Here is a 25,339-nt window from a genome sequence, read left to right as displayed (position 1 = left end):
AGGGGGCTTGCCCCCTCCCACATGTTGATTTGTGAATACCTTCAACTGTGGGAGGGGGCTTGCCCCTGCCACATGTTGATTTGTGAATACCTTCAACTGTGGGAGGGGGCTTGCCCCTGCCACATTTTGATTTGTGAATACCTTCAACTGTGAGAGGGGGCTTGCCCCTGCCACATTTTGATTTGTGAATACCTTCAACTGTGAGAGGGGGCTTGCCCCTGCCACATGTTGATTTGTGAATACCTTCAACTGTGGGAGGGGGCTTGCCCCTGCCACATTTTGATTTGTGAATACCTTCAACTGTGAGAGGGGGCTTGCCCCTGCCACATGTTGATTTGTGAATACCTTCAACTGTGAGAGGGGGCTTGCCCCTGCCACATGTTGATTTGTGAATACCTTCAACTGTGGGAGGGGGCTTGCCCCCGATAGCAATGGCACAGCCGCCCCCTATCTCAAGCCCGGTGCGTTACCATACCCGGCCGGACGCGGCGCCCTGCTGCGCGCAGGAGTTCGCATGGCCCATCCGTTTGAAACACTCACCCCCGACCTGGTGCTCGATGCTGTCGAAAGTATCGGCTTCCTCAGCGATGCACGCGTATTGGCGCTCAACAGCTACGAAAACCGTGTGTATCAAGTGGGCATCGAAGACGCCGAGCCGCTGATCGCCAAGTTCTACCGACCGCAGCGCTGGAGCAACGAAGCGATCCTGGAAGAACACAGCTTCACCTTCGAGCTGGCCGAGTGCGATGTGCCGGTGGTCGCGCCGATGATCCATAACGGCTCAAGCCTGTTCGAACACGCCGGGTTCCGCTTCGCTCTGTTCCCGCGCCGTGGCGGCCGGGCGCCGGAGCCGGGCAATCTGGACCAGCTCTATCGCCTTGGCCAGTTGCTCGGGCGCTTGCACGCGGTCGGCGCGACCCGCCCGTTCGAACACCGCGAAGCCCTGGGCGTGAAGAACTTCGGCCACGACTCCCTCACCACCCTGCTCGAAGGCAACTTCATTCCCAAAAGCCTGCTGCCGGCCTACGAGTCCGTGGCCCGCGACCTGCTCAAGCGTGTGGAAGAGGTGTACAAGGCCACGCCGCACAAGAACATCCGCATGCACGGCGATTGCCACCCCGGCAACATGATGTGCCGCGACGAGATGTTCCACATCGTCGACCTCGATGACTGCCGCATGGGCCCGGCCGTACAGGACCTGTGGATGATGCTCGCCGGCGACCGTCAGGAATGTCTGGGCCAGCTGTCGGAGTTGATGGACGGCTACCAGGAGTTCCACGATTTCGACCCACGCGAACTGGCGCTGATCGAACCGCTGCGGGCCTTGCGCCTGATGCACTACAGCGCCTGGCTGGCGCGGCGCTGGGATGACCCGGCGTTCCCCCACAGCTTTCCGTGGTTCGGCAGCGAACGGTATTGGGGTGATCAGGTGTTGGCGTTGCGCGAACAGTTGTCGGCGCTCAACGAAGAACCGCTGAAACTGTTCTGACGGCGTTGCTTCCTGTGGGAGGGAGCAAGCCCCCTCCCACATAAAGCACTGCAGGCCCCACGAGCGGACAAATATCCTTACAATCGCGCTTTGTTAGCTGCCTAAGCAAGGATTCTGCAATGCACGCCGCCAACCCCCGCAAGGGCTACATCCTGGGCCTGAGCGCCTATGTCATCTGGGGTCTGTTCCCGCTCTATTTCAAAGCCATCGCCAGTGTCCCCGCCGCCGAAATCATCGTACACCGTGTGCTCTGGTCGGCGCTGTTCGGCACGCTGTTGCTGATGGTCTGGAAACACCCCGGCTGGTTCCGCGAACTGCGCGATAACCCGCGGCGCCTGGCGATCCTGGCGCTCAGCGGGGCGTTGATTGCGGCTAACTGGCTGACCTATGTGTGGTCGGTGAACAGCGGACGCATGCTCGAAGCCAGCCTGGGTTACTACATCAACCCGCTGGTGAACGTGTTGCTCGGCATGCTGCTCCTCGGCGAACGCCTGCGCCGCCTGCAATGGCTCGCCGTCGGTCTCGCCGCCGCGGGGGTGGCGCAACAGGTGTGGCAGGTGGGCAGTTTGCCGTGGGTGTCGCTGGCGCTGGCGCTGACCTTCGGTTTCTATGGCCTGATCCGCAAGCAGGCGCCGGTCAAGGCACTGCCGGGGCTGGTGGTGGAAACCTGGATGTTGGTGCCGATCGCCGTCGCCTGGTTGCTGTTCAACCCGTCGGCGCACAGCGCGCAGCTGGCATTCTGGAGTACGTCCGAAGCCTGGTGGCTGGTGGCCGCCGGCCCGGTGACGCTGATCCCACTGGTGTGCTTCAACGCCGCCGCACGGCATTTGCCCTACACCGCCCTGGGCTTTTTGCAGTACGTGGCGCCGACCCTGGTGCTGCTCGAAGCGGTGCTGCTGTTTGGTGAACAACTGGCAACCAGCACGCTGATCGCCTTCGCGTTTATCTGGGCCGGCCTGGTGGTCTACAGCCTGGACGCCTGGCTGACAGTGCGCAAACGCTGATCAAATAACGTACAAACCTCTGCAAGCCACGGCCCGCATGGCTTGCAGAGATCCACCCCAAGGTTATCCACAACCTGATCCCCGCCATTTGTGTACAAGCCCTTGAAACTGCTCGTTTTTTGCTCAGCTGACGGAGAAGCACGGCCGGCGTGGCCTGGCGCCGGGTCTCTACAGGTTATCCACAGGCCCATGCAAGATTTCCATGCATAACCTTGTGGGTGGTTATTCCTCGCGGCGCAGTTCCAACTCCACCATCAAGTCGTCGGCCAGGGTTTCCAGCGCCGCTTGCAGGGTGTCCAGCGCCAAGCCAGACGGCACCGCCAGTGATGCATCGGCGTGGAACAGCGGATCGCCGCTCATCGGCGCCGGGCGCACGTCGGTGCTCAAGCGTTCGAGGTTCACCCCCTGCTTGCTCAACAGCGCGGTGATCTCACGCACGATCCCCGGCCGGTCGTTGCCCACCAGCGTCATGGTGATCGGTTTGGACGCCGCCGCCTGCCCGGCGCCGCTCTCGCCCACCAGCACGCGAATGCCGTGTGTGGATAAGTCCTCCAGCGCATTCACCAGGGCCTGACGGTTCTCGGCGGGGACGCTGACCCTCAGAATCCCGGCAAACTGCCCGGCCATGTGCGCCATGCGGCTCTCCAACCAGTTGCCGCCGTGGGCCGCGATGTTCTGCGCAATGCGTTCAACCAGGCCGGGTTTGTCGGCGGCAATGATAGTGAGTACAAGATGGTCCATGGCGAAGCCCTCTGGAATTCAATCTACAAGGTGGACGCAGATGCCCCCGAAAACAAATCGTGTACCATTTTTATATTTATCTGGAACAATCCATCTGTTTCTTGAGAACATCCCAGACCCCACTGTGACCATACGACCAAAGTGGGTCGCTAAACGACGTATTTAGTCTAATTTTCACAAGCGCAAGTCATCATGTAGTATGCGCAATCGCGCACTACATAACGTTGGGTCGATGTCTGCCACGGCAACCATGCTCCGCGACACAGCCTGCCCAGCCGCCTTCACAGGCATGTACCGGCGCAGCGTGCCCGCGGTTTAAATGGCCAGAGGCTTCATTGGTAAATTGAAAAGCTGAAAAGCGCATAAGCTCCGCAGAGTGAGGCAAGCAATGACTGAACACGTTCAAGTCGGTGGCCTGCAGGTCGCCAAAGTCCTGTTCGACTTCGTGAACAACGAAGCCATTCCCGGTACCGGCATCACTGCCGACCAGTTCTGGGCCGGTGCCGACAAGGTCATCCACGACCTGGCACCGAAGAACAAAGCCCTACTCGCCAAACGCGACGATTTCCAAGCGCGGATCGACACCTGGCACCAGACTCACGCCGGCCAGGCGCATGACCCGGTGGCCTACAAAGCCTTCCTGCAAGATATCGGATACCTGCTGCCAGAAGCCGCAGACTTCCAGGCCTCGACCCAAAACGTCGATGACGAAATCGCCCGCATGGCCGGCCCCCAGCTGGTTGTGCCGGTGATGAACGCCCGTTTCGCCCTCAACGCCTCCAATGCGCGCTGGGGCTCGCTGTATGACGCGCTGTATGGCACCGACGCCATCAGCGAAGCCGACGGCGCCGAAAAGGGCCAGGGCTACAACAAGGTGCGCGGCGACAAGGTCATCGCCTTCGCCCGCGCCTTCCTCGACGAAGCCGCGCCGCTCAGCGCCGGCAGCCACGTCGATTCCACTGGCTACAAGATCGTTGACGGCAAACTCGTGGTCAGCCTCAAAGGCGGCAGCAACAGCGGCCTGCGCGACGATGCCCAGTTGATCGGTTTCCAGGGCGACAGCGCCGAGCCGATTGCGATCCTGCTCAAACACAACGGCCTGCATTTCGAAATCCAGATCGATGCCAGCACCCCGGTCGGCCAGACCGATGCGGCCGGCGTCAAAGACGTGCTGATGGAAGCCGCGCTGACCACCATCATGGACTGCGAAGACTCCGTCGCCGCCGTCGATGCCGACGACAAAGTGGTGATCTACCGCAACTGGCTCGGCCTGATGAAAGGCGACCTGGCCGAAGAAGTGGCCAAAGGCGGCAAGACCTTCACCCGCACCATGAACGCCGACCGCGTCTACACCGGCGTGAATGGCCAGGACGTGACACTGCACGGTCGCTCGCTGCTGTTCGTGCGCAACGTTGGCCACTTGATGACCATCGACGCGATCCTCGACAAAAACGGCAACGAAGTACCGGAAGGCATTCTCGACGGCCTGCTCACCAGCCTGGCGGCGATCCACAGCCTCAATGGCAACAGCAGCCGCAAGAACAGCCGCACCGGTTCCGTGTACATCGTGAAACCGAAAATGCACGGCCCGGAAGAAGCGGCGTTCACCAACGAGCTGTTCGGCCGCATCGAAGACGTGCTGAACCTGCCGCGCAACACCCTCAAGGTCGGGATCATGGACGAGGAGCGCCGTACCACGGTCAACCTCAAGGCCTGCATCAAGGCCGCCAGCGAGCGCGTGGTGTTTATCAACACCGGCTTCCTCGACCGCACTGGCGATGAAATCCACACCTCCATGGAAGCCGGCGCGATGGTGCGCAAGGCCGCGATGAAGACGGAAAAATGGATCGGCGCCTACGAAAACTGGAACGTCGATATCGGCCTCGCTACCGGCCTGCAAGGCCGTGCGCAGATCGGTAAAGGCATGTGGGCCATGCCCGACCTGATGGCGGCGATGCTCGAACAGAAAATCGCCCACCCGCTGGCCGGCGCCAACACCGCCTGGGTGCCGTCGCCGACGGCGGCTGCGTTGCACGCGTTGCACTACCACAAGGTCGACGTGTTCGCGCGCCAGGCCGAACTGGCCAAGCGCGAGCGCGCGTCGCTGGACGATATCCTGACCATCCCGCTGGCGAACAACCCTAACTGGTCGGACGAAGAAATCCGCAACGAGCTGGACAACAACGCCCAGGGCATTCTCGGTTATGTGGTGCGCTGGATCGACCAGGGCGTCGGCTGCTCGAAAGTGCCGGACATCAACGACATCGGCCTGATGGAAGACCGCGCCACCCTGCGCATTTCCAGCCAGCACATCGCCAACTGGCTGCGCCACGGCGTGGTCACTCAGGATCAGGTGATGGAAAGCCTCAAGCGCATGGCGCCGGTGGTAGACCGTCAGAATGCCGGGGATGCGTTGTACCGCCCGCTGGCGCCGGACTTCGATAGCAATATCGCGTTCCAGGCGGCGGTGGAGTTGGTGATTGAAGGCACCAAACAGCCTAATGGTTATACCGAGCCGGTGTTGCATCGCAGGCGTCGGGAGTTCAAGGCTAAAAACGGCCTGTAAATGAAAAAGCCCTGGTCTTGCGATCAGGGCTTTTTCTTTGAGGCTTGTGGTGACCGGAATGGCCTCATCGGGGGCAAGCCCCCTCCCACAGGATGTACGCGGTCAACTGTGGGAGGGGGCTTGCCCCCGATGAGGCCATTACATACACCGCAAAAATCAGGACCTCATCCCCAACTCGCGCTTGACCATCTTCGCCAACTTCACGCTATCAATCGGCTTGAGCAGAAAGTCCACCACGCTCAAATGCATCGCATCGATCACATCCAGCGCTCCGGCGTTCCCGGACACAACGATGATCGGCAACGCCGCGCGCTCGGATTCGCGCACTTCGCGAATCAACTGGAGGCCGTTGCTCGGCGCCATGCGCAGGTCGGTGATCAGCAACCCAATGGAGCGGCTCGACTTCAAGAGTTTCAAGGCTGCCTCACTACTCTCGGCGGTCATGCAGCGAATCCCGTCCAGGCCCAGGATTTCCGCCAGCAGTTCGCGCGCATCCTTGTCGTCGTCGACGATCAACACGCGTTGCGGCGGTAAATCAGGCTTCAGCATCACAGCGCTCAGCGCTTCGCGCTCGGCATCACTCAAAATATCGTGGTCGGACATACGGTTCTCAGCTAGCTCTCATCAATCTCCCAGCACACTCGTCAGACATCTGCGGAAGGGCGAACAATGTGCACTTCGTCGGAAAGTTTGCCTAGTGGGCGTTCTACGGGGTTTGGACGATCGTCATGTAAGGTTTTTCCCTAGTTATGCGCCGTTTTCATCGACCTAGACTTACGTCCAATGGGCACCCGCCGTGCAGGAGTCGACCATGCAGGACGATAACGACAAAAACATCGCGGTCATTGTTATGAGTAAAGCTGATGCATTCGCCCAGGCGGGAAAAACTGCGGTGTTGCAGAACATCCACGGCACCTTGCAGTTCCTGCAACGCTTCCCGCCGTTCAACCAAATGGAAAACGCGCACCTCGCGTTCCTGGTAGAGCAGTGCCAATTGCGCTTTTATGGCCCCGGCGAAAGCATCCTCAAGCCGTCGGCCGGGCCGGTGGAGCACTTTTACATCGTCAAGCAGGGCCGGGTCATCGGCGAACGGCCGGATTCGGCCGAACCCACCTTTGAGATTGCCACCGGCGAGTGCTTCCCCCTTGCGGCACTGCTGGGCGAACGTGCGACGCGCACCGAGCACAAGGCCGCCGAAGACACCTTCTGCCTGCAACTGAACAAGCCGGCGTTTATCAAGCTGTTCGCGCTGTCCAGCGAGTTCCGCGATTTCGCCTTGCGCGGCGTCAGCAGCCTGCTTGATCAGGTCAACCAGCAAGTGCAGCAAAAAGCCGTGGAAACCCTCGGCACCCAATATTCCTTGAACACCCGCCTCGGCGAGTTGGCCATGCGCCACCCGGTGACGTGCAGCCCGGCTACACCGTTGCGCGAAGCGGTGACGCTGATGCACGAGCAACAGGTCGGCAGCATTGTGATCGTGGATGAGCACAAGGCGCCCCTGGGGATCTTCACCCTGCGCGATCTGCGCCAGGTGGTGGCCGACGGCACCAGCGATTTCACCCTGCCGATCGACGCGCACATGACCCATGCGCCGTTCTTCCTCACCCCGGACCACAGCGCCTTCGACGCCGCCATCGCAATGACCGAGCGGCATATCGCCCACGTGTGCCTGGTCAAAGACCAGCGTCTGTGCGGCGTGGTGTCCGAGCGCGACCTGTTTTCCCTGCAACGCGTGGACCTGGTCCACCTGGCCCGTACCATCCGCAACGCGCCCAAGGTGGAAAACCTGGTGGCGATACGCGGCGAGATCGGCCAGTTGGTGGAGCGCATGCTGGCCCATGGCGCGTCGTCGACCCAGATCACCCACATTATTACCCTGCTCAACGATCACACCGTGTGCCGGGTCATCGAGCTGACCCTCGCCGACAAAGGCGACCCCGGCGTGCCGTTCACCTGGTTGTGTTTCGGCAGCGAAGGCCGGCGCGAGCAGACGCTCTACACCGACCAGGACAACGGCATCCTGTTCGACGCCAAGGACGCCGCCGAAGCGGCTGAGATCCGTGCGCGCCTGCTGCCCCTCGCGCAGCAGATCAACCAGAGCCTGGCGCAGTGCGGCTTCACCTTGTGCAAAGGCAACATCATGGCCGGCAACCCCGAGCTGTGCCTGTCGCGGGCCGAATGGGCGCGACGGTTTGCGGCGTTCATCCGCGAAGCCACGCCGGAGAACCTGCTGGGGTCGACCATCTATTTCGACCTGCGGGTGGTGTGGGGCGATGAACAGGGCTGTGAACAACTGCGCCAGGGCATTCTCGACCAGGTCGCGGATAACCGCCTGTTCCAGCGCATGCTGGCGGAGAACGCCTTGCGCCAGCGCCCGCCGGTGGGGCGCTTCCGCGATTTCGTGCTGACGCGCAAAGGCGGCGAAAAAGCCACCCTCGACCTCAAGGTGCAAGGCCTGACGCCCTTTGTCGACGGCGCGCGCCTGCTGGCCCTGGCCAACGACGTCCACGCCATCAACACCCTGGAGCGCCTGCGCCAGTTGGTGGTCAAGGAAGTGATCGAGCCGCTGGATGGCGCCGCCTATGAAGAGGCGTACCACTTTATCCAGCAAACCCGCATGCAGCAGCACCAATTGCAGATGCGGGAAAACCAGCCGTATTCCAACCGCGTCGACCCCGACAGCCTTAACCATCTGGACCGGCGCATCCTGCGCGAATCCCTGCGCCAGGCCCAGCGCCTGCAAAGCAGCCTGACCGTGCGGTATCAGCTGTGAACTTATTTGGTTGGTTGCGCACGGCCAAACCCCATCTCGACGCAACACAACAGCAGCGCCTGGCGCAGTTACCCCAGCCGGTCGCGCTGGGCGACCTGGCATTGCGCAGCCAGCGCTGGGTGGTGCTGGACCTGGAAACCAGCGGCCTGAACCTCAACCGCGATCAGGTGTTATCCATCGGTGCAGTGGTGATCGAGGACGGCGCGGTGGATTTTTCCCAGATGTTCGAACGCACCCTGCAACGCGCCGAAACAAAACTCAGCCCCAGCGTGTTGATCCACGGTCTCGGCCCCAGCGCGATCGCCGCCGGCAGTGACCCGGTGGACGCGTTGCTGGATTTCATGGAGTTCGTCGGCGACAGCCCGTTGCTGGCCTTCCATGCGCGGTTCGATCAACACATGCTGGCCCGGGCGCTCAAGGACAGCCTGGGTTATCGCCTGGCCCATACCTTCCTCGACGTGGCCGACATCGCCCCGCTGCTGTACCCCGAGGCGCTGCTGCGCGAAGCCGGGCTGGACGATTGGATCGACCACTTCCACCTGCAGGTGGGCGAACGCCATCACGCCAGCGCCGACGCCCTGGCCACTGCGGAGCTGATGCTGATCCTGCTCAGCCGCGCGCGCCAGCAGCACATCGACACACCGCGCGCCCTGCAAGCACGTTTGAGCCAATGGAAACGGCGCAAGCAAGCGCCATCGTTTTAATAGCACCGCCGGACAGACGCCAATTGCGCCCGCTGCACGCCTCTGACACAATCGCGAATAATTCTCGTTAGTTTAAACTTGTTTATTCGGTGATGCCTTGTCGTCGGTCCAGACCCCACACAGTGAGCTTGTCGGTGCGTTGTATCGCGACCATCGCGGCTGGCTGCTGGCCTGGCTGCGGCGCAATGTGGCCTGCCCGAGCCGCGCCGAAGACCTGAGTCAGGACACCTTCATGCGCCTGCTCGGCCGCGACGGGTTGCGCGAACCCCGCGAGCCCCGCGCCTTCCTGGTGGCGATCGCCAAAGGCTTACTGTTCGACTACTTCCGCCGCGCCGCCCTGGAACAGGCCTACCTCAGCGAATTGATGCTGATCCCGCAGAGCGAACAGCCGTCGCCGGAAGACCAGCAACTGATCCTCGAAGACCTCAAGGCCATCGACCGCCTGCTCGGCACGCTGTCGAGCAAGGCCCGCGCCGCGTTTCTCTACAACCGCATCGACGGCCTGGGCCACGCCGACATCGCCCGGCGCCTCGGCGTGTCGGTGCCGCGCGTGCGCCAGTACCTGGCCCAGGGCATCCGTCAGTGCTACATCGCATTGTATGGCGAGCCGCTGTGAGTGCGATCAGTTGTAAACCGGTGTCGGCCCGGGTGCTGGATGCGGCGATTGCCTGGCAACTGTCCCTCGACTCAGGGGACGGCAGCGCCGTGGAACAGGAGGAGTTCGCCAAATGGCTGGCCAGCGATGCAGAACATGCCCGCGCCTGGCGCCAACTGGGCCTGCTCGACCAGCGCTTCAGCGTGGCCTCGGGCCCGGCGCGGGCGGCGTTGTTGCAGTCACGCGAGGGCATTCGCCAGCGCGTGCGCAAACTCGGCAGCGGCCTGGCGAGTATCGCACTGGTCTGCGGCCTGGCCTTGTTTGCCGGGGAGCGTTATGTACCGCTCCACTATTGGCTGGCCGATCAACGCACCGCCACCGGCGAACAACGCACGCTGACACTGGCGGACGGCACGCAGATCAACCTCAACACCCACAGCGCCATCGATGTGCGCTTCGATGAAAAACGCCGGCTGATCGTGTTGCAGGAAGGCGAAATCCTCGTCGAAACCGGCCACAACGATGCGCGCCCGTTCTATGTGCAGACCCGCGACGGCAGCCTGCGCGCGCTGGGCACGCGGTTTATCGTCAAGCGCGAGGACGCCGCCACGCGCCTGAGCGTGCTGCAATCGGCGGTGGCCGCGCAACCCGAGGCGCTGCATCAGGAACAGATCTTCAAGGCCGGCCAGCAAGTGCTGATGCGCAGCGACAGCCTCGGCCCGCTGCTCGCCGTCACCCCCGCCACCGACGCCTGGACCCGCGGCATGCTGGTGGTGGACAACGCCCGCCTGGGCGATGTGGTCGAGGAACTGAGCCGTTATCGCCGCGGCTACCTGGGTGTGGATAACGCCGTGGCCGACCTGCGCATCACCGGCAGCTTCCCGCTGCACGACACCACCCTGGCGCTCAACGCACTGCTGCCGACGCTGCCGGTGCGGATCGAACAGCGCACGCCGTGGTGGGTGACGGTGAAGGGTAGGCCCTAGGTCCGGCGGTGTCGGGGATATTGCTCGCGCGAGCAATCCCGCTCCCACCTTCGACCGCGTTGTATCAGGCTGAACGCGGTCGAAGGTGGGAGCGAGCTTGCTCGCGATGACGCCCTCCAGAACACCAAATATCCCCAGACCACAATTATTTTCACCTCGCCCTATCACTTTTCGAATCTCGCTCGGCACAGGGGTAATTGCGAATTACTTCCATTCAGGAGCCGCCCCATGTCCCGCACGCTAGACACCTTGTTGCGCCCCAGCCTGTTAGCCGTGGCCATTGCCCTCAGCACCCCGCTGACCAGCAGCGTGCTGATCGCCGCCGAGCAAGCGTCCAGCGTGCGCGCCTACAACCTGCCCGCCGCGCCATTGGCCGCCACCCTGAACCAGATCGCCAGCCAGGCCGGCCTCGCGCTGACCCTCAGCCCGGCACTGGCCGCAGGCAAAACCTCGGCGCCGGTCCAGGGCCAGTTCGACGCCCCGGGCGCACTGCGCGAGGCACTGCGCGGCAGCGGCTTGCAGGTGGAGCAGAGCAGCGCGGGGACTTACACGCTGGTGGCGATTGCGGACGGGGTCGTGGCGTTGCCGCAAACCAGCATCGTTGCCCAGGGCAACACTGAAAGCGCCTGGGGCCCAGTGCAAGGCTACCTGGCGACGCGCACCGCCGCCGGCACCAAGACCGATACCGCGCTGGTCGAAGCACCGCGCTCGATCTCCGTCGCCACCCGCGAGCAGATGCAGGACCGCAACGTGCAGAACCTGGATGACGCCGTCAAATACATGCCCGGCATTGTGTCCGCCAGCTACGGCAGCGACACCCGCTACGACTGGATGCGCGTTCGCGGCTTCGAACCGACCCAATTCCTCGACGGCCTGCCGTTGCCACGCGGCGTGTACGCCAACCCCAAGGCCGAAACCTGGAACCTGGATCGCCTCGCCCTGCTGCGTGGCCCAGCCTCCTCGGTCTATGGCCAGACCCCGCCGGGCGGCCTGCTGGACATGGTCAGCCGGCGCCCCAGCGCGGAGTCGAGCCATGCCATTCAAGTGCAATACGGCAGTGACAACTATCGCCAGATCAATTTCGCCAGCACCGGCAAAATCGATGATGAAGGCCAGTTCCTTTACGGCGTCAGCGGCGTGGTCCGGGATGCTGGCACCCAGGTCGACCACATCGACAACAAGCGCTACAACATCGCCCCCAGCCTGGTCTGGAACATCGACCCCGATACCCAACTGACCTTGCTCTCGCAGTTCACCCGCGACGATACCGGCACCACCAGCCAGTTCCTGCCGATCCAGGGCACCAAGATCAAATCGCCGCTGGGCGAGGTCTCCCACCACAAGAACCTCGGCGATCCGGACTACGAGTTCTACGACCGCACCTACTACGCGCTGGGCTATGCGTTCGAGCATCGCTTCAACGATACATGGCAGTTCCGCCAGAACCTGCGCTACACCAAGTCGGAGCTGGCGTTCCAGCAACTGACCGTGGGCTCACTGATCTACGGCCCTGCCGACGCTGCGGGCAACATCGGTCGTTCGTCGACCAACGTTGACGAAAACATCGGCCAATTCGCGGTCGACAACCATTTCCAGGCTGACTTCAACACGGCTGACATCACGCACACGCTGTTGCTGGGGCTCGATCATCAACGCACCGACACTTCGTATCTGTCGATTTTCAGCAGCGCCGGTACGACCAATATCTTCAACCCGACCTACGGCCAGACGATCGTCCGCCCGCCGCGCTCCGATGCGTACTACGACTACAACCAGAAAACCATACAGACCGGCCTCTACGTGCAAGACCAGATGGCTCTCGACAAATGGCGCCTGACCCTCGGCGGGCGTGAAGACTGGGTGCATCAGGGCACCACGTACTTCAACAAGGACGACGCGACCAACACCGACCGCAGCCGGAACTTCAGTGGCAACGCGGCGCTGAGCTATGTCTTCGATTCGGGCTTCGTGCCGTACCTGTCCTACGCCGAGTCCTTCCAGCCGGCGAGCAATGCCAGCGTCGACCCAGTCAAATCGTACAAGCCCACGCAGGGCAAGCAATGGGAACTGGGGGTCAAGTATCAGCCTCCCGGCTCCAACACATTGCTCAGCGCAGCGGTTTACGACCTGACCCAGAAAAACGTGCTGGTCACCAGCTTCGGTGCCGGGGGCGAATCGGTGACCGACCAGACCGGCGAAGTGAAGGTCAAGGGCCTGGAACTCGAAGCCGTGTCTGACGTGAGTGAAAACCTCAAGCTGATAGCCGCCTACACCCTGGCCAAGTCTGAAGTGCAAAAAGGCCAATACAAGGGCAACCGCCTGCAGCTGATGCCGAACCAGCAAGCCTCCCTGTGGACGGACTACACCTGGCACAGCGGCATGCTCGATGGTTTCGGCATTGGCGCCGGGGCCCGCTACACCGGCAATACCTATGGCGACCAGGGCAATACCTGGACGGGCAAGGCCAACGCCTACACGGTGTTCGACGCCGCCGTGCATTACGACCTCGGCCGCCTGGACAACAGCCTCAAAGGCGCCTCGCTGAAACTGAACGCGACCAACCTGTTCGACAAGGACTACCTCTCCACCTGTGACGGTTCCTACTGCTACTTCGGCGACCAGCGCAGTGTGGTCGCCAGCGCCACCTACCAGTGGTAAACGACTGAGTTGACCTCCCGGCCGTCCGCAGGGGCGGCTTGGGTGTGTCTGAAGGCCAACAAATGAAAAGCCGAACCATCCGCCGCTGGTCCTTTATCCACACCTGGACCAGCCTGATCTGCACCTTGTTCCTGCTGCTGCTCGCCCTTACCGGCCTGCCGTTGATTTTCCACCACGAGCTCGATCACTTGCTGGGCAACGAACCCGAGTTGCAGCAGATGCCCGCCAACACACCACAGCTGAACCTCGAGCAACTGGTGGCCAAAGCCCAGGCGCATCGCCCTGGCGAAGTCATGCAATACCTGGCGTGGGACGAAGACGACCCGCACGGCGTGATCGCGATCATGGCCGCCACCGCTGGCACCGAACCCAATGCGTCGCACACGTTCATGCTCGACGCGCGCACCGGCGCAACCGTGGAGATGCCGTCGGCCAACGGCGGCTTGACGCTGTTCCTACTGCGCCTGCATGTGGATATGTTCGCCGGCCTGCCGGGCAAGTGGCTGCTGGCGTTCATGGGCCTGCTGTTTGTGCTGGCGATTGTCTCGGGCACGCTGCTTTACCTGCCGTTCATGCGCCGCTTGACGTTCGCCACCGTGCGCCAGGACAAATCCACCCGCCTGCGTTGGCTCGACCTGCACAACTTGATCGGCGTGGTCACCCTGACCTGGGCGCTGGTGGTCGGCGTGACCGGCGTGATCAGCGCCTGTGCCGATCTGATCATCGCCGCCTGGCGCAACGACAGCCTCAGCGCAATGATCGAACCGTACCAGCACGCCCCGCCGCTGACCCTGCGCGCACCGGCCAACGATCTGCTCAAGATCGCCGCCGCGGCCGCGCCCGGCATGCAGCCGGACTTCATCGCCTTCCCCGGCACGCGTTTTTCCAGTGAGCACCATTACGCGGTGTTCATGAAGGGCAGCACCCACCTGACTTCGCACCTGCTCACGCCGGTGCTGATCGACGCCAGCAGCCTGGCCGTCACCGCGATCGCCGAGCGGCCGTGGTACATGGACGCCATGGGCATGTCGCAGCCGCTGCACTTCGGCGACTACGGCGGCATGCCGATGAAAATCCTCTGGGCGCTACTGGATGGGCTGACCATCGTCGTGCTCGGCAGCGGTGTGTACCTGTGGTGGGTGCGGCGCAAGGCGGGCAAGGCATGAGGCCGCGTCAATCGAGTTTCTGGAAGGTGTTCGGCATTCCGCTGGGGATCGGCCTGCTCAGCGCCGTCGGTTTGTTTGCCGCGTTGCTGGGGGATGGGCTGTGGGATGCGCTGAGTTGGGTCGGGTTGAGTATTCCTGCAGTCATTGGGACTTGGGCGTTGTTCAGGCGGCGTGGCTGAGGACGCTATCGGGGGCAAGCCCCCTCCCACATTTGGAATGCATTCCCCTGTGGGAGGGGGCTTGCCCCCGATGAGGCCCTCAAGAACCACAGCCCCCCCTCGCCAGCCACCGCGCAACCCACTAGGCTAGCGACTGCCCATCCCATCCAGAGGGATGGGCTGTGGGATGCGCTGAGTTGGGTCGGGTTGAGTATTCCTGCGGTCATTGGGACTTGGGCGTTGTTCAGGCGGCGTGGTTGAGGACGCTATCGGGGGCAAGCCCCCTCCCACATTGGAATGCATTCCCCTGTGGGAGGGGGCTTGCCCCCGATGAGACCCTCAAGAACCACAGCCCTCCCCTCGCCAGCCACGGCGCAACCCACTAGGCTAGCGACTGCCCATCCCATCCAGAGGGATGGGCTGTGGGATGCGCTGAGTTGGGTCGGGTTGGGTATTCCTGCGGTCATTGGGACTTGGGCGTTGTTCAGGCGGCGTGGCTGAGGACGCTATCGGGGGCAAGCCCCCTCCCACATTGGAATGCATTCCCCTGTGGGAGGGGGCTTGCCCCCGATGAGGCCCTCAAGAACCACAGCCCCCCCTCGCCAGCCACCGCGCAACCCACTAGGCTAGCGACTGCCCATCCCATCCAGAGGGATGGGCTGTGGGATGCGCTGAGTTGGGTCGGGTTGGGTATTCCTGCGGTCATTGGGACTTGGGCGTTGTTCAGGCGGCGTGGCTGAGGACGCTATCGGGGGCAAGCCCCCTCCCACATTTGGAATGCATTCCCCTGTGGGAGGGGGCTTGCCCCCGATGAGGCCCTCAAGAACCACAGCCCCCCTCGCCAGCCACGGCGCAACCCACTAGGCTAGCGACTGCCCATCCCATCCAGAGGGATGGGCTGTGGGATGCGCTGAGTTGGGTCGGGTTGGGTATTCCTGCGGTCATTGGGACTTGGGCGTTGTTCAGGCGGCGTGGTTGAGGACGCTATCGGGGGCAAGCCCCCTCCCACATTTGGAATGCATTCCCCTGTGGGAGGGGGCTTGCCCCCGATGAGGCCCTCAAGAACCACAGGAATCCCCCTCGCCAGCCACCGCGCAACCCACTAGGCTAGCGACTGCCCATCCCATCCAGAGGGATGGGCTGTGGGATGCGCTGAGTTGGGTCGGGTTGGGTATTCCTGCGGTCATTGGGACTTGGGCGTTGTTCAGGCGGCGTGGTTGAGGACGCTATCGGGGGCAAGCCCCCTCCCACATTGGAATGCATTCCCCTGTGGGAGGGGGCTTGCCCCCGATGAGGCCCTCAAGAACCACAGGAATCCCCCTCGCCAGCCACGGCGCAACCCACTAGGCTAGCGACTGCCCATCCCATCCAGAGGAATGCCCATGTCCGCTCCCAGCATGACCTTGTTCCACAACCCCGCTTCGCCGTTCGTGCGCAAAGTCCGCGTGCTGCTGGCCGAAACCGGCCAGCAGAACCGTGTGGCCCTGCAGCTCTGCATGCCGACACCGGTCAACCCGGACGTGCAACTGGTCAACGAAAACCCGGTGGGCAAGATCCCGGCCCTGCGCCTGGCCGATGGCACGGTGCTGCACGACAGCCGGGTGATCCTCGATTACCTCGACCACCAGCACGTCGGCAACCCGCTGATCCCGCGTGACGGCTCGGCCCGCTGGCGTCGCCTGACCCTGGCCTCGATGGCCGACGCCATCATGGATGCCGCCGTGCTGGTGCGTTACGAGAGCGCCCTGCGCCCGCCGGAAAAACACTGGGCGCCGTGGCTCGACGAACAGCGCAACAAGATCCGGCGCACCCTGGCGGAGCTGGAAGCGGATGCGATTGCCGAACTGGCCAGCCACTTCGATATCGCCGCGATCAGCGTGGCCTGCGCCTTGGGTTACCTGGATTTCCGCCACCCGGACCTGCACTGGCGCGACGCCAACCCCCAGCTTGCCGCCTGGTACGCCGAAGTCAGCCAGCGCCCTTCGATGCTTGAGACACAGCCGCCGGTTTGACCCTGCGCATAGGTGGCGCAGGAAACAACGCCACAATCCTCGCCACCAACTGCGCTCGCTCCCGCTGGTCCTCACGCAACCCGATCATTGCACGGCCTCCAGATCGAATGCCAAGGGCTCGGCCGCCTTGCGTTTGCCCACGCCGTACCAATCCAGTTTGCGTGTCAGCACCATCACCGTCCCCAGCAGGCCGAACAGCAACAGCGAGCCCATCAGCAGCGCGTAGTCCTCGGCACTCAACAGCCCGTACAACAAGCCATACAACGCCGCCAGCCCGGCCGAAAACCCCAGGCCGTGGGCGACGCTGCGCAGCACATGGCACACGTAGAAACCAATCAACAACACACAGGCACTGGCCGAGATCAGGTACGCCAAGGCAAAGCCCAGGTGCTCGGACAACGACAGCAATAACAGGTAGAAAAACGCCAGGGCGAACCCCACCAGGGCGTACTGGATCGGATGCACCGCCAAGCCCTTGAGCACTTCGAACAGGAAGAAACCGGCAAAGGTCAGGGCGATGAACAGCAGCGCATATTTGATCGCGCGGTCGCTCTTGAGGTACTGGTCCACCGGGTCGATGAAGTTCACCCCGAAGCTGCGGTTGTTAAAGTCGTCACAGCCGCGTTCGTCCAGGCAGCCGCGCAGGGCTTCTTCGAGGTTGGTGGAGAAGAATGAGGTCTGCCAGTTGGCGCTGAAGCCCTTGTCGGTGACTTCCCGTTGCGCCGGCAGGAAGTTGCCGATGAAGCTCGGGTGCGGCCAGTTGGAGGCCAGTGTGACCTGGCTGGTCTTGCCCACCGGTACCACTTGCAATTGCTCGGTGCCTTGCAGGCGCAGGTCGAAGGCGAAGTCCAGCGCGGCCGGGGTTTTGCTGTCCAGCTCCGGCAGCGCCACATGCACCCCCTCGCCCAGCCACTCCACGTGGGTGCCTGGCGCAAACTCCAGGCGCTGGCTGCCCAGCTCCAGCTTCAGTGCGTTTTCGATACCGCGAATATCGCTGATACCCACCGCCAGAAACGCCGGCTCAAAGCGGTAATCGGCGAAATTTTCCTTGATGCCCCATTGCTCCGGCAAGACGAAGCGTCCGCTGATGCGGTTGTCGGCGTGGAACAGCCGGGCCTGGTAGATGCCACGCGCACGCAGTTCGGTCTGCACCCGCCCGTCGAGCTCAAAACGCTCCGGCAGGAAATACAGACGACCGCGCACTTCACGGGTTTCCTCGTAGCGCCTGTTGAGTTTTTCATTGAGCTTCCACTCGCGGACAGTCTTGCGGTACGGCACCACCATCACCGGGCCGGTGAGGCGCTGGCTGTAGCTGGAGCTACGGGCGATATCCATCAGGACACTGTCGCGAGTGTATTGGCGGTCGGCGATGAGGCCGTTGATCATCAGCAATGGAATCAGCAATAGCAGGATCAATAGCGCAATCGCGCCAAGTTTGAAAAGCAGGCTGCGGTTCATGGGGCTCTCCCTGTTTTGATGGGGAAAGCGTGAGCCGCGCATGTGGGAAATTTATGTGGGCAGTGTGGAGACTGTGTGGAGATGCAGCACCACTTGCACGCCACCGTGTACGTTGCCGATCTGCAACGTGCCGCCATGCAGCTTCATCACTTCCTCGACAAAGTTGAGGCCCAGGCCGGTGCTTTTGCGCCCGCTGGCCGGACGCGGCAGCGAGTAGAAACGCTCGCTCAGGCGCGGCAAGGCGTAGTCGGGAATCGGCGCGGCCTGGTTGAACAGGCTGACCTGCACAGCGTTGTGCCGGGTCTGCGCGCTGAACCGCAACACCCCGCCCGCCGGCGTGAAGTCCAGGGCGTTGTCGAGCAGGTTGCCCAGGGCCTGGCGCAGCAGGAACGGTTCGCCGAAGACCTTCACCTCAGCGCCGATCGTTTGTTCGATGCGCAAGCCGGCACCTTCGATGCGCGCGCATTGGGCCTTGAGCACATCGTCCACCAGCGCGGCCAGCGGCAGGCTGGCTTGCGCCTCCAGGCCCTGGCGTTGCTCGACCTGGGCCAGGTTCAGCAAGCGCTCGATCAACTGCTGCAGGCGGGTACTTTCGCTGTCGATATTGCCGACAAAGCGCTGTTGCTGCTCGCGGCTCATGTCGCCCTGCAACAGCTCGGCCGCGCCGCGAATCGCCGCCAGCGGGCTCTTCAATTCGTGGGTCAGGGTGTGGACGTAATGCTCCACATAAGCCTTGCCCTCCAGCTGTGTCCGCATGTGCTCCACAGCGGTGGACAACTGCTTCAGCTCGCCGCCACGGTAATGCGGCAATTCGGCGCGCCGCCCCTCGCTGACCGCCTCGGCATACGCGGTAAGCCGGCGCAGTGCCACGCTCAACCACCACGACAACAGCGCGCCGAGCAGCAGGCCGAGGATCACCAAGCCGGCGCCGTACCACAGCAACCGGTGCTCGGTGCGATCGACATAAGGCTGCAGCGAACTGTTCGGCTTGGCCACCGTGACCACGCCGATGATCTGCCCGTTGTCGCGAATCGGCGCGCCCACGTGCATCACCGACGAGGCCGGATCATCCGGCGCGCTGCGGGTGGAACGCGCGCCGTACTCGCCGCGCAGGGTCAGGTACACGTCGTTCCATTTGGAGTAGTCCTGGCCCACGGCTTCGCCGCTGGAGTCGAGCAACACCATGCCGTTGGCGTCGGTCACGTAGATGCGGTGGTTGACCTGGTTTTTCGGCAGGCCCCAGATGGTCGCGCCCGGCTGACGGGTGCCGTAGGCCTTGAGCAGCTCCGGCCAGTGGCTTTGGGCGAGGGTGCCGTTCTTGACGTCGTTGCGCAGGATTTCGGCCAGCAGGTTGGCGGTGTCCACCAGGGTTTCTTCGGTGGACTGGCGCACGCCGGGGCGGATTTCCTTCATCACGGTGTTCAGCACGAAGTAACCGGTGAAGCCGATAAACAGCGCGTAGACCAGGAAAAACCGCAGCCCCAGGCGCATCAGCTGTGGCTCGGGCTGTAGCTGTAGCCGAGGCCGCGATGGGTCTGGATCGGTTCGGCCTGCGCCGCCACGCTGCGTAATTTGCTGCGCAGGCTTTTGATATGGCTGTCGATATTGCGCTCATAGCCGGCATCGGCCGGCACGCCGACCGCGTCCAGCAGTTGTTCGCGGCTGAACACACGCTCGGGTTGTTCCAGCAGGCTTTGCAGCAAGCGGAACTCGTGGCGGGTCAGGCTCAGTGCCAGGCCACGGTAGGTGATCTGCATGCGCTCCAGGTCGACCTGGAACAACGCCGGAACGACGCCAGGGCCGACGCGCTTGAGGATCGCCCTGACCCGCGCTGCCACTTCCCGTGGGCTGAACGGCTTGACCACATAATCGTCGGCGCCGATCTCCAGCCCGACCACGCGGTCGATCTCGCTATCGCGGGCACTGAGAAACATCACCGGCACTTCGCTGAAGCGCCGCAGTTGCTTGCAGGTTTCAAAGCCGCTGATGTCGGGCAGGCCGATGTCGAGGATGATCAGGTCGGCCGGGGTCTGGCGCTGGTGGGCCAGCGCTTCCTGGCCGAGGCTCAGCCAGGTGGTGGTAAAGCCCTCGCCTTGCAGGGCGAAAACCAGTGTGTCGGCTATCGCCGCTTCGTCTTCGACAATCAGGATGTGCGGCATGGCGGTCCGTCAGCAGTCCGGCTTGTCGGCGGTGTAGCGACGCGCCGGGTTCACCGCGGCGCCGAACTCACGCAGCGCCTTGGCGCCGATCAGCAGCGGGTAGTTGAAGCTGCTGCGGTCGGTGAGGTTGACCTCGACGGTGCGCTTGACGTTGCCCAGGCACATTTCCAGGTCGATCACCGGGCGCGTGGCCACGGTGGCTTCTTCCTTGTCCTCGTCTTCGTCGGCGCGGCTCTTGATCTTGCTGATGCGCGCCACCTTGTGTTCGTAGACTTTGTTGCCGGCGTCCTTGCCGCCGACGCGGAAGCGCACCCAATCGTCGCCGTCACGGGTGAAGGTCTCGATGTCACGGGCCGACAGCGAGGCGGTCAGCGCGCCGGTGTCCATCTTGGCCTTGAAGGTTTCGCCGATCTCCGGCAGTTGGATGTATTCGTAGCGACCGTAAACGGTCGGTTCGGCGGCCATGACGGGCAAGACCGCCAGGGCGAGCGAGGCAAGGAGCAGTTTCACGAAGTGATTTCCTCGGAAAGAAGTAGGCGAATTCTAGACCGCAAAGGCAGCACTTAGTTAGTTCGGCAACCATACCCGGCATATTGTGAAACATTCGTCGGGCGATTTGCGATTTGGCCTCTAGACGCCGCTCTCTTATTATGTCCCGCCCACAGGATTCCAAGAGTTACTTATGCGCCGCCTGCTCACCGGCTGTTTCGTCTCGCTGCTGCTCCTGCTCAACACCCTGGTCCTGATCGGGCCGCTGACGGTGTTTGCCCTGCTCAAGCTGGTGGCCCCCGGTCGCTATCGCGATTACGCGTCATGGGCCGTGATGTGGATCGCCGAGACCTGGGCCGAAATCGACAAACTGATCTTCGCGCTGTGCATCCCGACCCAATGGGACATCCGCGGCGCAGACGACCTGCGCGGCGACACCTCGTACCTGGTGATCAGTAACCACCAATCCTGGGTCGATATCCCCGCGCTGATCCAGGCCCTCAACCGCCGCACGCCGTTCTTCAAGTTCTTCCTGAAGAAAGAACTGGTCTGGGTGCCCTTCCTCGGCCTGGCCTGGTGGGCGCTGGATTATCCGTTCATGAAGCGCTACACCAAGGCGTTCCTGGCCAAGCACCCGGAACTGGCGGGCCAGGACTTGAAGATCACCCGCCAGGCCTGCGAGCTGTTCAAGCGCCAGCCGGTGACGGTGGTCAACTACCTGGAAGGCACCCGGTTCAGCGAGGCCAAGCGTGCCCAGCAAGGCTCACCGTTTGCCCGCCTGCTCAAGCCCAAGGCCGGCGGCGTGGCGTTTGTGTTGGCGGCGCTGGGCGAACAACTGGATGCCGTGCTCGACGTGACCGTGGTCTATCCGCAAGCGAAGACGCCGGGGTTCTGGGATCTGATCAGCGGGGCGGTACCGAAGGTGATCATCGATATCCGCACCCGTGAGCTGGACCCGGCGCTGTGGCAGGGCGACTACGAAAACGACCCGGCGTTTCGCCAGGTCGTACAGAACTGGGTGAACCGGCTCTGGACGGAGAAAGATCAGCGGATTCAGGAACTGCGAGGCGAAACCGCTGGGGCCTTATGGGCAAAGTAACCGTTACGGGCGCTTAGGCCACGTGGCCGAATCGTCACCGGTACGCCACCCGTGCGCTATCTCGATGGTGTCGTGACTGCTCACGGTATCAGCCTGCTCCTGGCTGGCGTCGTGGGGTGCTTTTCCTTGCTCTGCGGCAGCGGGCTTGTGGGTCGCGGCGTGATACGAAGCGCTAGCGAGAGCGTTGTAGGTGTTGACGATGTTCATGGAAGACTCCTACCTGACCGGATTGAAGAATCCACCCCAGGAGGGTTGGTTTTCCTGGGGCAGTCCCCGTAGGTGGTGAAACATCCCACACAGTTCCTCGGGAGTTGTTGCGCAGCATTGCCAAACGAGGGGCTGACTCAATCCTCGGCTACCCGCGCCCCACGCCTGGACCCGCTTGCCCTGCAGCGAACCCGCGATAGGGCATCGTCTGAAAACGCATAAAAAACTGTCAGAGTTAACAGTTCCGCCCGCCTTGGGCGGCTGATTAGGCTAAGGACTCCATCTCAGTCGAGTGCCCTGATCATGACCATCAAAGTCCTCTTCGCCGGCATAGCGTTACTGACAGCAGCGAACATTGCCCATGCAGAAATGGCCACGTGCCCCGCAGTCAGTTCAATAAAAGCTACGCCGTATACCGACCCGGACCTTCCTCCGGACTTCAACCAAGGCTTCAAATACGAAGCCCCCGGGCCCGGTGGCCAGATGTGGGAGGGCCAGTCCACGGCCACAAGCGAGACCTACCTCGAACCTAAATACAACCTGATGTTAGTCAGTGCCGAAATGATCCACGGGAAAATACTCTGCAGTTATGGCGGTACAACGCAAAGAGAAAACGCAGAGCCGGTAAACAACGTTTCCAAACCCTATGTTCAACTGGGCCTGCCGTTTAACAACCCGAAGGCCGCGACCGGTACAGCATGGAAAGGAACCAGCTGCGGGAATCAAGGCGGCGCTGTATCGATCGACGCCTCCCAATGTACTTTTGAGTACCAACCGTAACGCTGTTCCCCGCAACCTGCCGGCCACTTCAAAGCGGGGTCGAACCCGCTTTGAAGGACCACGGCCTTAGCTGCCGGTGCCCCAAGCCTGGCCCAGTTTGCCCAGCAGCGAACTGTTGGCACCCTGGCCGCCCAGGTATTGCAGGATCACCGGGGCGAATTGGCCGATCATGCCGCTGTCCATGCCCAGCGCGCTGAACGCGGTGTTCAGGTCGTTGGTGTTCTTCACGTTACCCAGCAGGCCGTCGAGGCCGCTGGTCTTGCTGCCGCCGCTCTGGCCGAGCATCCCGCTCAAGGCGCCGAGGCTGCCCAGCGCATTGCTGCCCGACAGTTGATCGAGACCCGGCACGCTTTTCCCCAGTTGCGAATAGTCGCTGCTGCTCAGTTGGTTCCTGGCCAGGCCCAGCATGGCGCCGGTGCCGCCGACGGCTTGCTCGGGGGTGACATTCAATTGTGAGGTCAGGGCACTCAGCAAACCGGCCGTTTCGGACGACGGCGCAACGGCAGCGGCTTTGTTGTTGCCGCCCTGCATACCGGAAATCGCATTGGCCGCATCGCCAAGGCTGAACCCGGCGGCGAATACCGGGCCGGCTGCCAGGGTCATCAGGCAGGAAAGGGCGAAACCGCGTGAAATCTTCATCGAAACAACCTCTGGATGTAGGGGTGAAAGCAGGCGTTTGACTGGCCTTTTCGTCACTTGTTCCAAACCCGCTCCGGAACCCAACTGCGATAAGCCGGTCCATGAACTGACTACAAAATTTGTCAGGAAGAGACTTATGACGACGATCCACCCCCAAGTGATTGATCACAAGCCTTCATTCTGGAGCCGCCCGCGCCTGTTCATCGGCGCCTGCGCTGTAGTGGCCGCCGGTATCGGCGGCGCGCTCTACACCCAGGACAGCGTCAAATCCGCCGCCACCCTGGTGACCACCACCCAGCAGCCGGCAGCGCAGATCATGGCCCACAAGGACTACCTGGAAGTGCAGCCGATTGCCTCCACGGCCCCTGCCCCTGATCAGAGCCTGGAACTGTGGGCCATCCCCGAGGACGGCACGCCGGTATCCCTCGGCCTGTTGCCGGAAAATGGCAAAGGCATCATCGGCTTGAATCCACGCCAGCAGGAATCCATCAGCAAACCGGTGGGCTTGATGGTGAGCTCGGAAACCAAGGGTGGATCGGTGAGCAAGCAGCCGACCGGGCCGACGGTGTATCAAGGCGCGCTGGCGATTCGCTAAGCCACGGGGTAAACATCAACGAGTCACCGGATCAATCGCCAAAAGCAAGCTCAACCGGCAGTCCGCCAGTCGTGAGCGAGAGCCGTGGTTGCTGACAAGCAATCTGAAGCAAAGCGAGTGGAATTCAGCAAAATCGTGGCAATTTATAAGCGGCGTATGCAGATCGAAGAAGGCTTCCGAGATGTGAAAAGTGAGCACTTGGGGCTGGGTTTTAATCTGCATCTAAACATGAGCCCAAAGCGAATAGAGGTGCTGCTGTTGATTGCTGCGCTCACCAACTATCTCCTCTTTTTAACCGGGCTTCAGGCGCGAGAACGTGATCAATCACAAACTTTCCAGCGCAGGGGCCTCATAAAAGCCGGAGTCACCACAACCGCAATGAAGAACCATTAACGCCAGAAAGACAAACAGATCCTACTTATATCAATAAACAATTAACAATATCTCAAATCAATATAAAAACTGTCAATTTCAACAGTAGAGCAATAAGCCTTGGCTCCGGATGATGGCCCTCCACACAATGAAAATGGAGCACAAGACCATGCACGCCAAAGTATCAATTGTCACTCTTCTCCTTCTAACAGCAGCAGCCAGCAACACCTACGCGGGAAACTGCGCGTACGCGTTTAATATAGCCAAAGTAGGCGATTCCTACGTTGCAGATGGCGTTGAAGGCGCACGTTCACAGTGGACTTCCAGCGCCACAGCTCCAGATATCAGCCTTTCTAACCTTAGGTTCGTGAACGCCCGCATCCAAAAAGCGAATAATGAAACAGATCCAAGCAGAAAAAAAGATTGGAGAGTTTTTTGCCGCTACCAAGACCAGAACAATCAATTTATAACAATGTCTTTTAATCCAGGCCAACCCATCAAAGCTGTAGGCGAAAATTGGAAAAGTGTGGCCACAGATAGCTTTGACAGAGAAGTCAAAGCTAAAACCAAATCACCCAGCGACATGACGGAGGCTGATATTATTGCAAGGGACTGCGTTAAGTCATCGCCTGAAGAGTGTCCGTATCAATAAGTTTTATAAAAATAAAGAGTGTGGCCAGAACGCCACT

At 62.0% G+C, this 25,339-nt stretch carries 24 protein-coding genes; 16 read left to right on the top strand and 8 right to left on the bottom strand.

Going from position 1 to position 25,339, the window contains the following annotated elements:
• The first annotated feature begins 514 nt into the window (after positions 1-514).
• Positions 515-1,489: a serine/threonine protein kinase gene (locus tag C5F70_RS27220; RefSeq protein ID WP_017847850.1), complete on the top strand. Its 975-nt coding sequence runs from the start codon at positions 515-517 to the stop codon at positions 1,487-1,489.
• Positions 1,490-1,608: 119 nt separating this feature from the next.
• The gene (gene rarD / locus C5F70_RS27215; RefSeq protein WP_017847851.1) at positions 1,609-2,493 is read left to right on the top strand and encodes an EamA family transporter RarD; all 885 of its coding nucleotides are present in this window, start codon (positions 1,609-1,611) and stop codon (positions 2,491-2,493) included.
• 222 nt (positions 2,494-2,715) lie between these two features.
• Here the strand turns inward: rarD and C5F70_RS27210 are convergent, their stop codons facing one another.
• Positions 2,716-3,234, bottom strand: a complete 519-nt coding sequence (locus tag C5F70_RS27210) for a glycine cleavage system protein R (protein WP_017847852.1) — start codon at positions 3,232-3,234, stop codon at positions 2,716-2,718.
• A gap of 388 nt (positions 3,235-3,622) precedes the next feature.
• On the opposite strand from C5F70_RS27210, the gene C5F70_RS27205 reads away from it, so the two are divergent.
• Positions 3,623-5,800, top strand: coding sequence for a malate synthase G (locus C5F70_RS27205; protein WP_102618945.1), 2,178 nt, complete (start codon positions 3,623-3,625; stop codon positions 5,798-5,800).
• A 156-nt stretch (positions 5,801-5,956) separates the two neighbouring features.
• Here C5F70_RS27205 and C5F70_RS27200 read toward each other — a convergent pair whose 3' ends face one another.
• A complete protein-coding gene (locus C5F70_RS27200; protein WP_017847854.1) occupies positions 5,957-6,403 on the bottom strand; it encodes a response regulator in 447 nt (148 codons plus the stop codon).
• 247 nt (positions 6,404-6,650) lie between these two features.
• Between C5F70_RS27200 and C5F70_RS27195 the strand changes: the two genes are divergently transcribed.
• The 8 genes from C5F70_RS27195 to C5F70_RS27150 all read left to right on the top strand — a co-directional run bounded on the left by C5F70_RS27195 (position 6,651) and on the right by C5F70_RS27150 (position 16,852).
• On the top strand, positions 6,651-8,573 hold the full coding sequence (locus C5F70_RS27195) for a DUF294 nucleotidyltransferase-like domain-containing protein (protein WP_032804651.1): 1,923 nt from the start codon (positions 6,651-6,653) through the stop codon (positions 8,571-8,573).
• Positions 8,570-9,277 carry a PolC-type DNA polymerase III gene (locus C5F70_RS27190; protein WP_102618944.1) on the top strand — a complete coding sequence of 236 codons (708 nt, stop codon included), beginning with the start codon at positions 8,570-8,572 and terminating at the stop codon, positions 9,275-9,277. Before C5F70_RS27195 ends, C5F70_RS27190 begins: the two co-directional genes overlap by 4 nt.
• Before the next feature lie 97 nt (positions 9,278-9,374).
• Positions 9,375-9,893: an RNA polymerase sigma factor gene (locus tag C5F70_RS27185; RefSeq protein ID WP_026140138.1), complete on the top strand. Its 519-nt coding sequence runs from the start codon at positions 9,375-9,377 to the stop codon at positions 9,891-9,893.
• Positions 9,890-10,858 (top strand): FecR domain-containing protein, encoded by a 969-nt coding sequence (locus C5F70_RS27180; RefSeq protein WP_046381829.1) that lies wholly within the window; start codon positions 9,890-9,892, stop codon positions 10,856-10,858. Before C5F70_RS27185 ends, C5F70_RS27180 begins: the two co-directional genes overlap by 4 nt.
• 228 nt (positions 10,859-11,086) lie before the next feature.
• On the top strand, positions 11,087-13,516 hold the full coding sequence (locus tag C5F70_RS27175) for a TonB-dependent siderophore receptor (protein WP_104904335.1): 2,430 nt from the start codon (positions 11,087-11,089) through the stop codon (positions 13,514-13,516).
• A gap of 62 nt (positions 13,517-13,578) precedes the next feature.
• Positions 13,579-14,682, top strand: a complete 1,104-nt coding sequence (locus C5F70_RS27170) for a PepSY domain-containing protein (RefSeq protein ID WP_104904334.1) — start codon at positions 13,579-13,581, stop codon at positions 14,680-14,682.
• Positions 14,679-14,861 carry a hypothetical protein gene (locus C5F70_RS27165; protein ID WP_017847861.1) on the top strand — a complete coding sequence of 61 codons (183 nt, stop codon included), beginning with the start codon at positions 14,679-14,681 and terminating at the stop codon, positions 14,859-14,861. The genes C5F70_RS27170 and C5F70_RS27165 overlap by 4 nt, the downstream gene beginning before the upstream one ends.
• Before the next feature lie 1,361 nt (positions 14,862-16,222).
• On the top strand, positions 16,223-16,852 hold the full coding sequence (locus tag C5F70_RS27150; protein ID WP_017847862.1) for a glutathione S-transferase: 630 nt from the start codon (positions 16,223-16,225) through the stop codon (positions 16,850-16,852).
• Positions 16,853-16,936: 84 nt separating this feature from the next.
• Here C5F70_RS27150 and creD read toward each other — a convergent pair whose 3' ends face one another.
• From creD to C5F70_RS27130, 4 genes are read right to left on the bottom strand one after another with little or no spacing between them, the layout of a single operon-like run.
• Complete coding sequence (gene creD / locus C5F70_RS27145; protein ID WP_079444833.1) at positions 16,937-18,310, bottom strand: cell envelope integrity protein CreD; 1,374 nt, start codon at positions 18,308-18,310, stop codon at positions 16,937-16,939.
• A gap of 51 nt (positions 18,311-18,361) precedes the next feature.
• Entirely contained in the window at positions 18,362-19,801 is a 1,440-nt protein-coding gene (gene creC, locus C5F70_RS27140; RefSeq protein WP_046381824.1) for a two-component system sensor histidine kinase CreC, read from the bottom strand.
• Positions 19,801-20,469: a two-component system response regulator CreB gene (gene creB / locus C5F70_RS27135; RefSeq protein WP_017847865.1), complete on the bottom strand. Its 669-nt coding sequence runs from the start codon at positions 20,467-20,469 to the stop codon at positions 19,801-19,803. Before creB ends, creC begins: the two co-directional genes overlap by 1 nt.
• Positions 20,470-20,478: 9 nt before the next feature.
• Complete coding sequence (locus C5F70_RS27130; protein ID WP_017847866.1) at positions 20,479-20,979, bottom strand: ATP-dependent zinc protease; 501 nt, start codon at positions 20,977-20,979, stop codon at positions 20,479-20,481.
• A gap of 172 nt (positions 20,980-21,151) precedes the next feature.
• Here C5F70_RS27130 and C5F70_RS27125 point away from each other — a divergent pair, with 172 nt between their 5' ends.
• Complete coding sequence (locus tag C5F70_RS27125; protein ID WP_017847867.1) at positions 21,152-22,057, top strand: acyltransferase; 906 nt, start codon at positions 21,152-21,154, stop codon at positions 22,055-22,057.
• 3 nt (positions 22,058-22,060) lie between these two features.
• Here C5F70_RS27125 and C5F70_RS27120 read toward each other — a convergent pair whose 3' ends face one another.
• Complete coding sequence (locus tag C5F70_RS27120) at positions 22,061-22,264, bottom strand: hypothetical protein (RefSeq protein ID WP_017847868.1); 204 nt, start codon at positions 22,262-22,264, stop codon at positions 22,061-22,063.
• Positions 22,265-22,567: 303 nt separating this feature from the next.
• Between C5F70_RS27120 and C5F70_RS27115 the strand changes: the two genes are divergently transcribed.
• A complete protein-coding gene (locus C5F70_RS27115; RefSeq protein ID WP_017847869.1) occupies positions 22,568-23,044 on the top strand; it encodes a hypothetical protein in 477 nt (158 codons plus the stop codon).
• Between the two features lie 66 nt (positions 23,045-23,110).
• Here the strand turns inward: C5F70_RS27115 and C5F70_RS27110 are convergent, their stop codons facing one another.
• On the bottom strand, positions 23,111-23,683 hold the full coding sequence (locus C5F70_RS27110; protein ID WP_046381820.1) for a DUF2780 domain-containing protein: 573 nt from the start codon (positions 23,681-23,683) through the stop codon (positions 23,111-23,113).
• Positions 23,684-23,819: 136 nt separating this feature from the next.
• On the opposite strand from C5F70_RS27110, the gene C5F70_RS27105 reads away from it, so the two are divergent.
• The 3 genes from C5F70_RS27105 (at position 23,820) to C5F70_RS27095 (ending at position 25,302) form a co-directional block, all read left to right on the top strand.
• Entirely contained in the window at positions 23,820-24,278 is a 459-nt protein-coding gene (locus tag C5F70_RS27105) for an anti-sigma factor domain-containing protein (RefSeq protein WP_017847871.1), read from the top strand.
• Positions 24,279-24,362: 84 nt separating this feature from the next.
• Positions 24,363-24,671 (top strand): hypothetical protein, encoded by a 309-nt coding sequence (locus tag C5F70_RS27100; protein ID WP_104904332.1) that lies wholly within the window; start codon positions 24,363-24,365, stop codon positions 24,669-24,671.
• A gap of 148 nt (positions 24,672-24,819) precedes the next feature.
• Positions 24,820-25,302, top strand: coding sequence for a DUF3757 domain-containing protein (locus tag C5F70_RS27095; RefSeq protein WP_158683891.1), 483 nt, complete (start codon positions 24,820-24,822; stop codon positions 25,300-25,302).
• The last annotated feature ends 37 nt before the right edge of the window (positions 25,303-25,339 follow it).

The sequence above is a fragment of the Pseudomonas sp. LH1G9 genome (assembly GCF_002949975.1).
Lineage (GTDB): Bacteria > Pseudomonadota > Gammaproteobacteria > Pseudomonadales > Pseudomonadaceae > Aquipseudomonas > Aquipseudomonas veronii.
The sequence above is the reverse complement of the archived record's forward strand: the minus strand, read 5'-3'. Positions and strand labels throughout refer to the sequence as shown.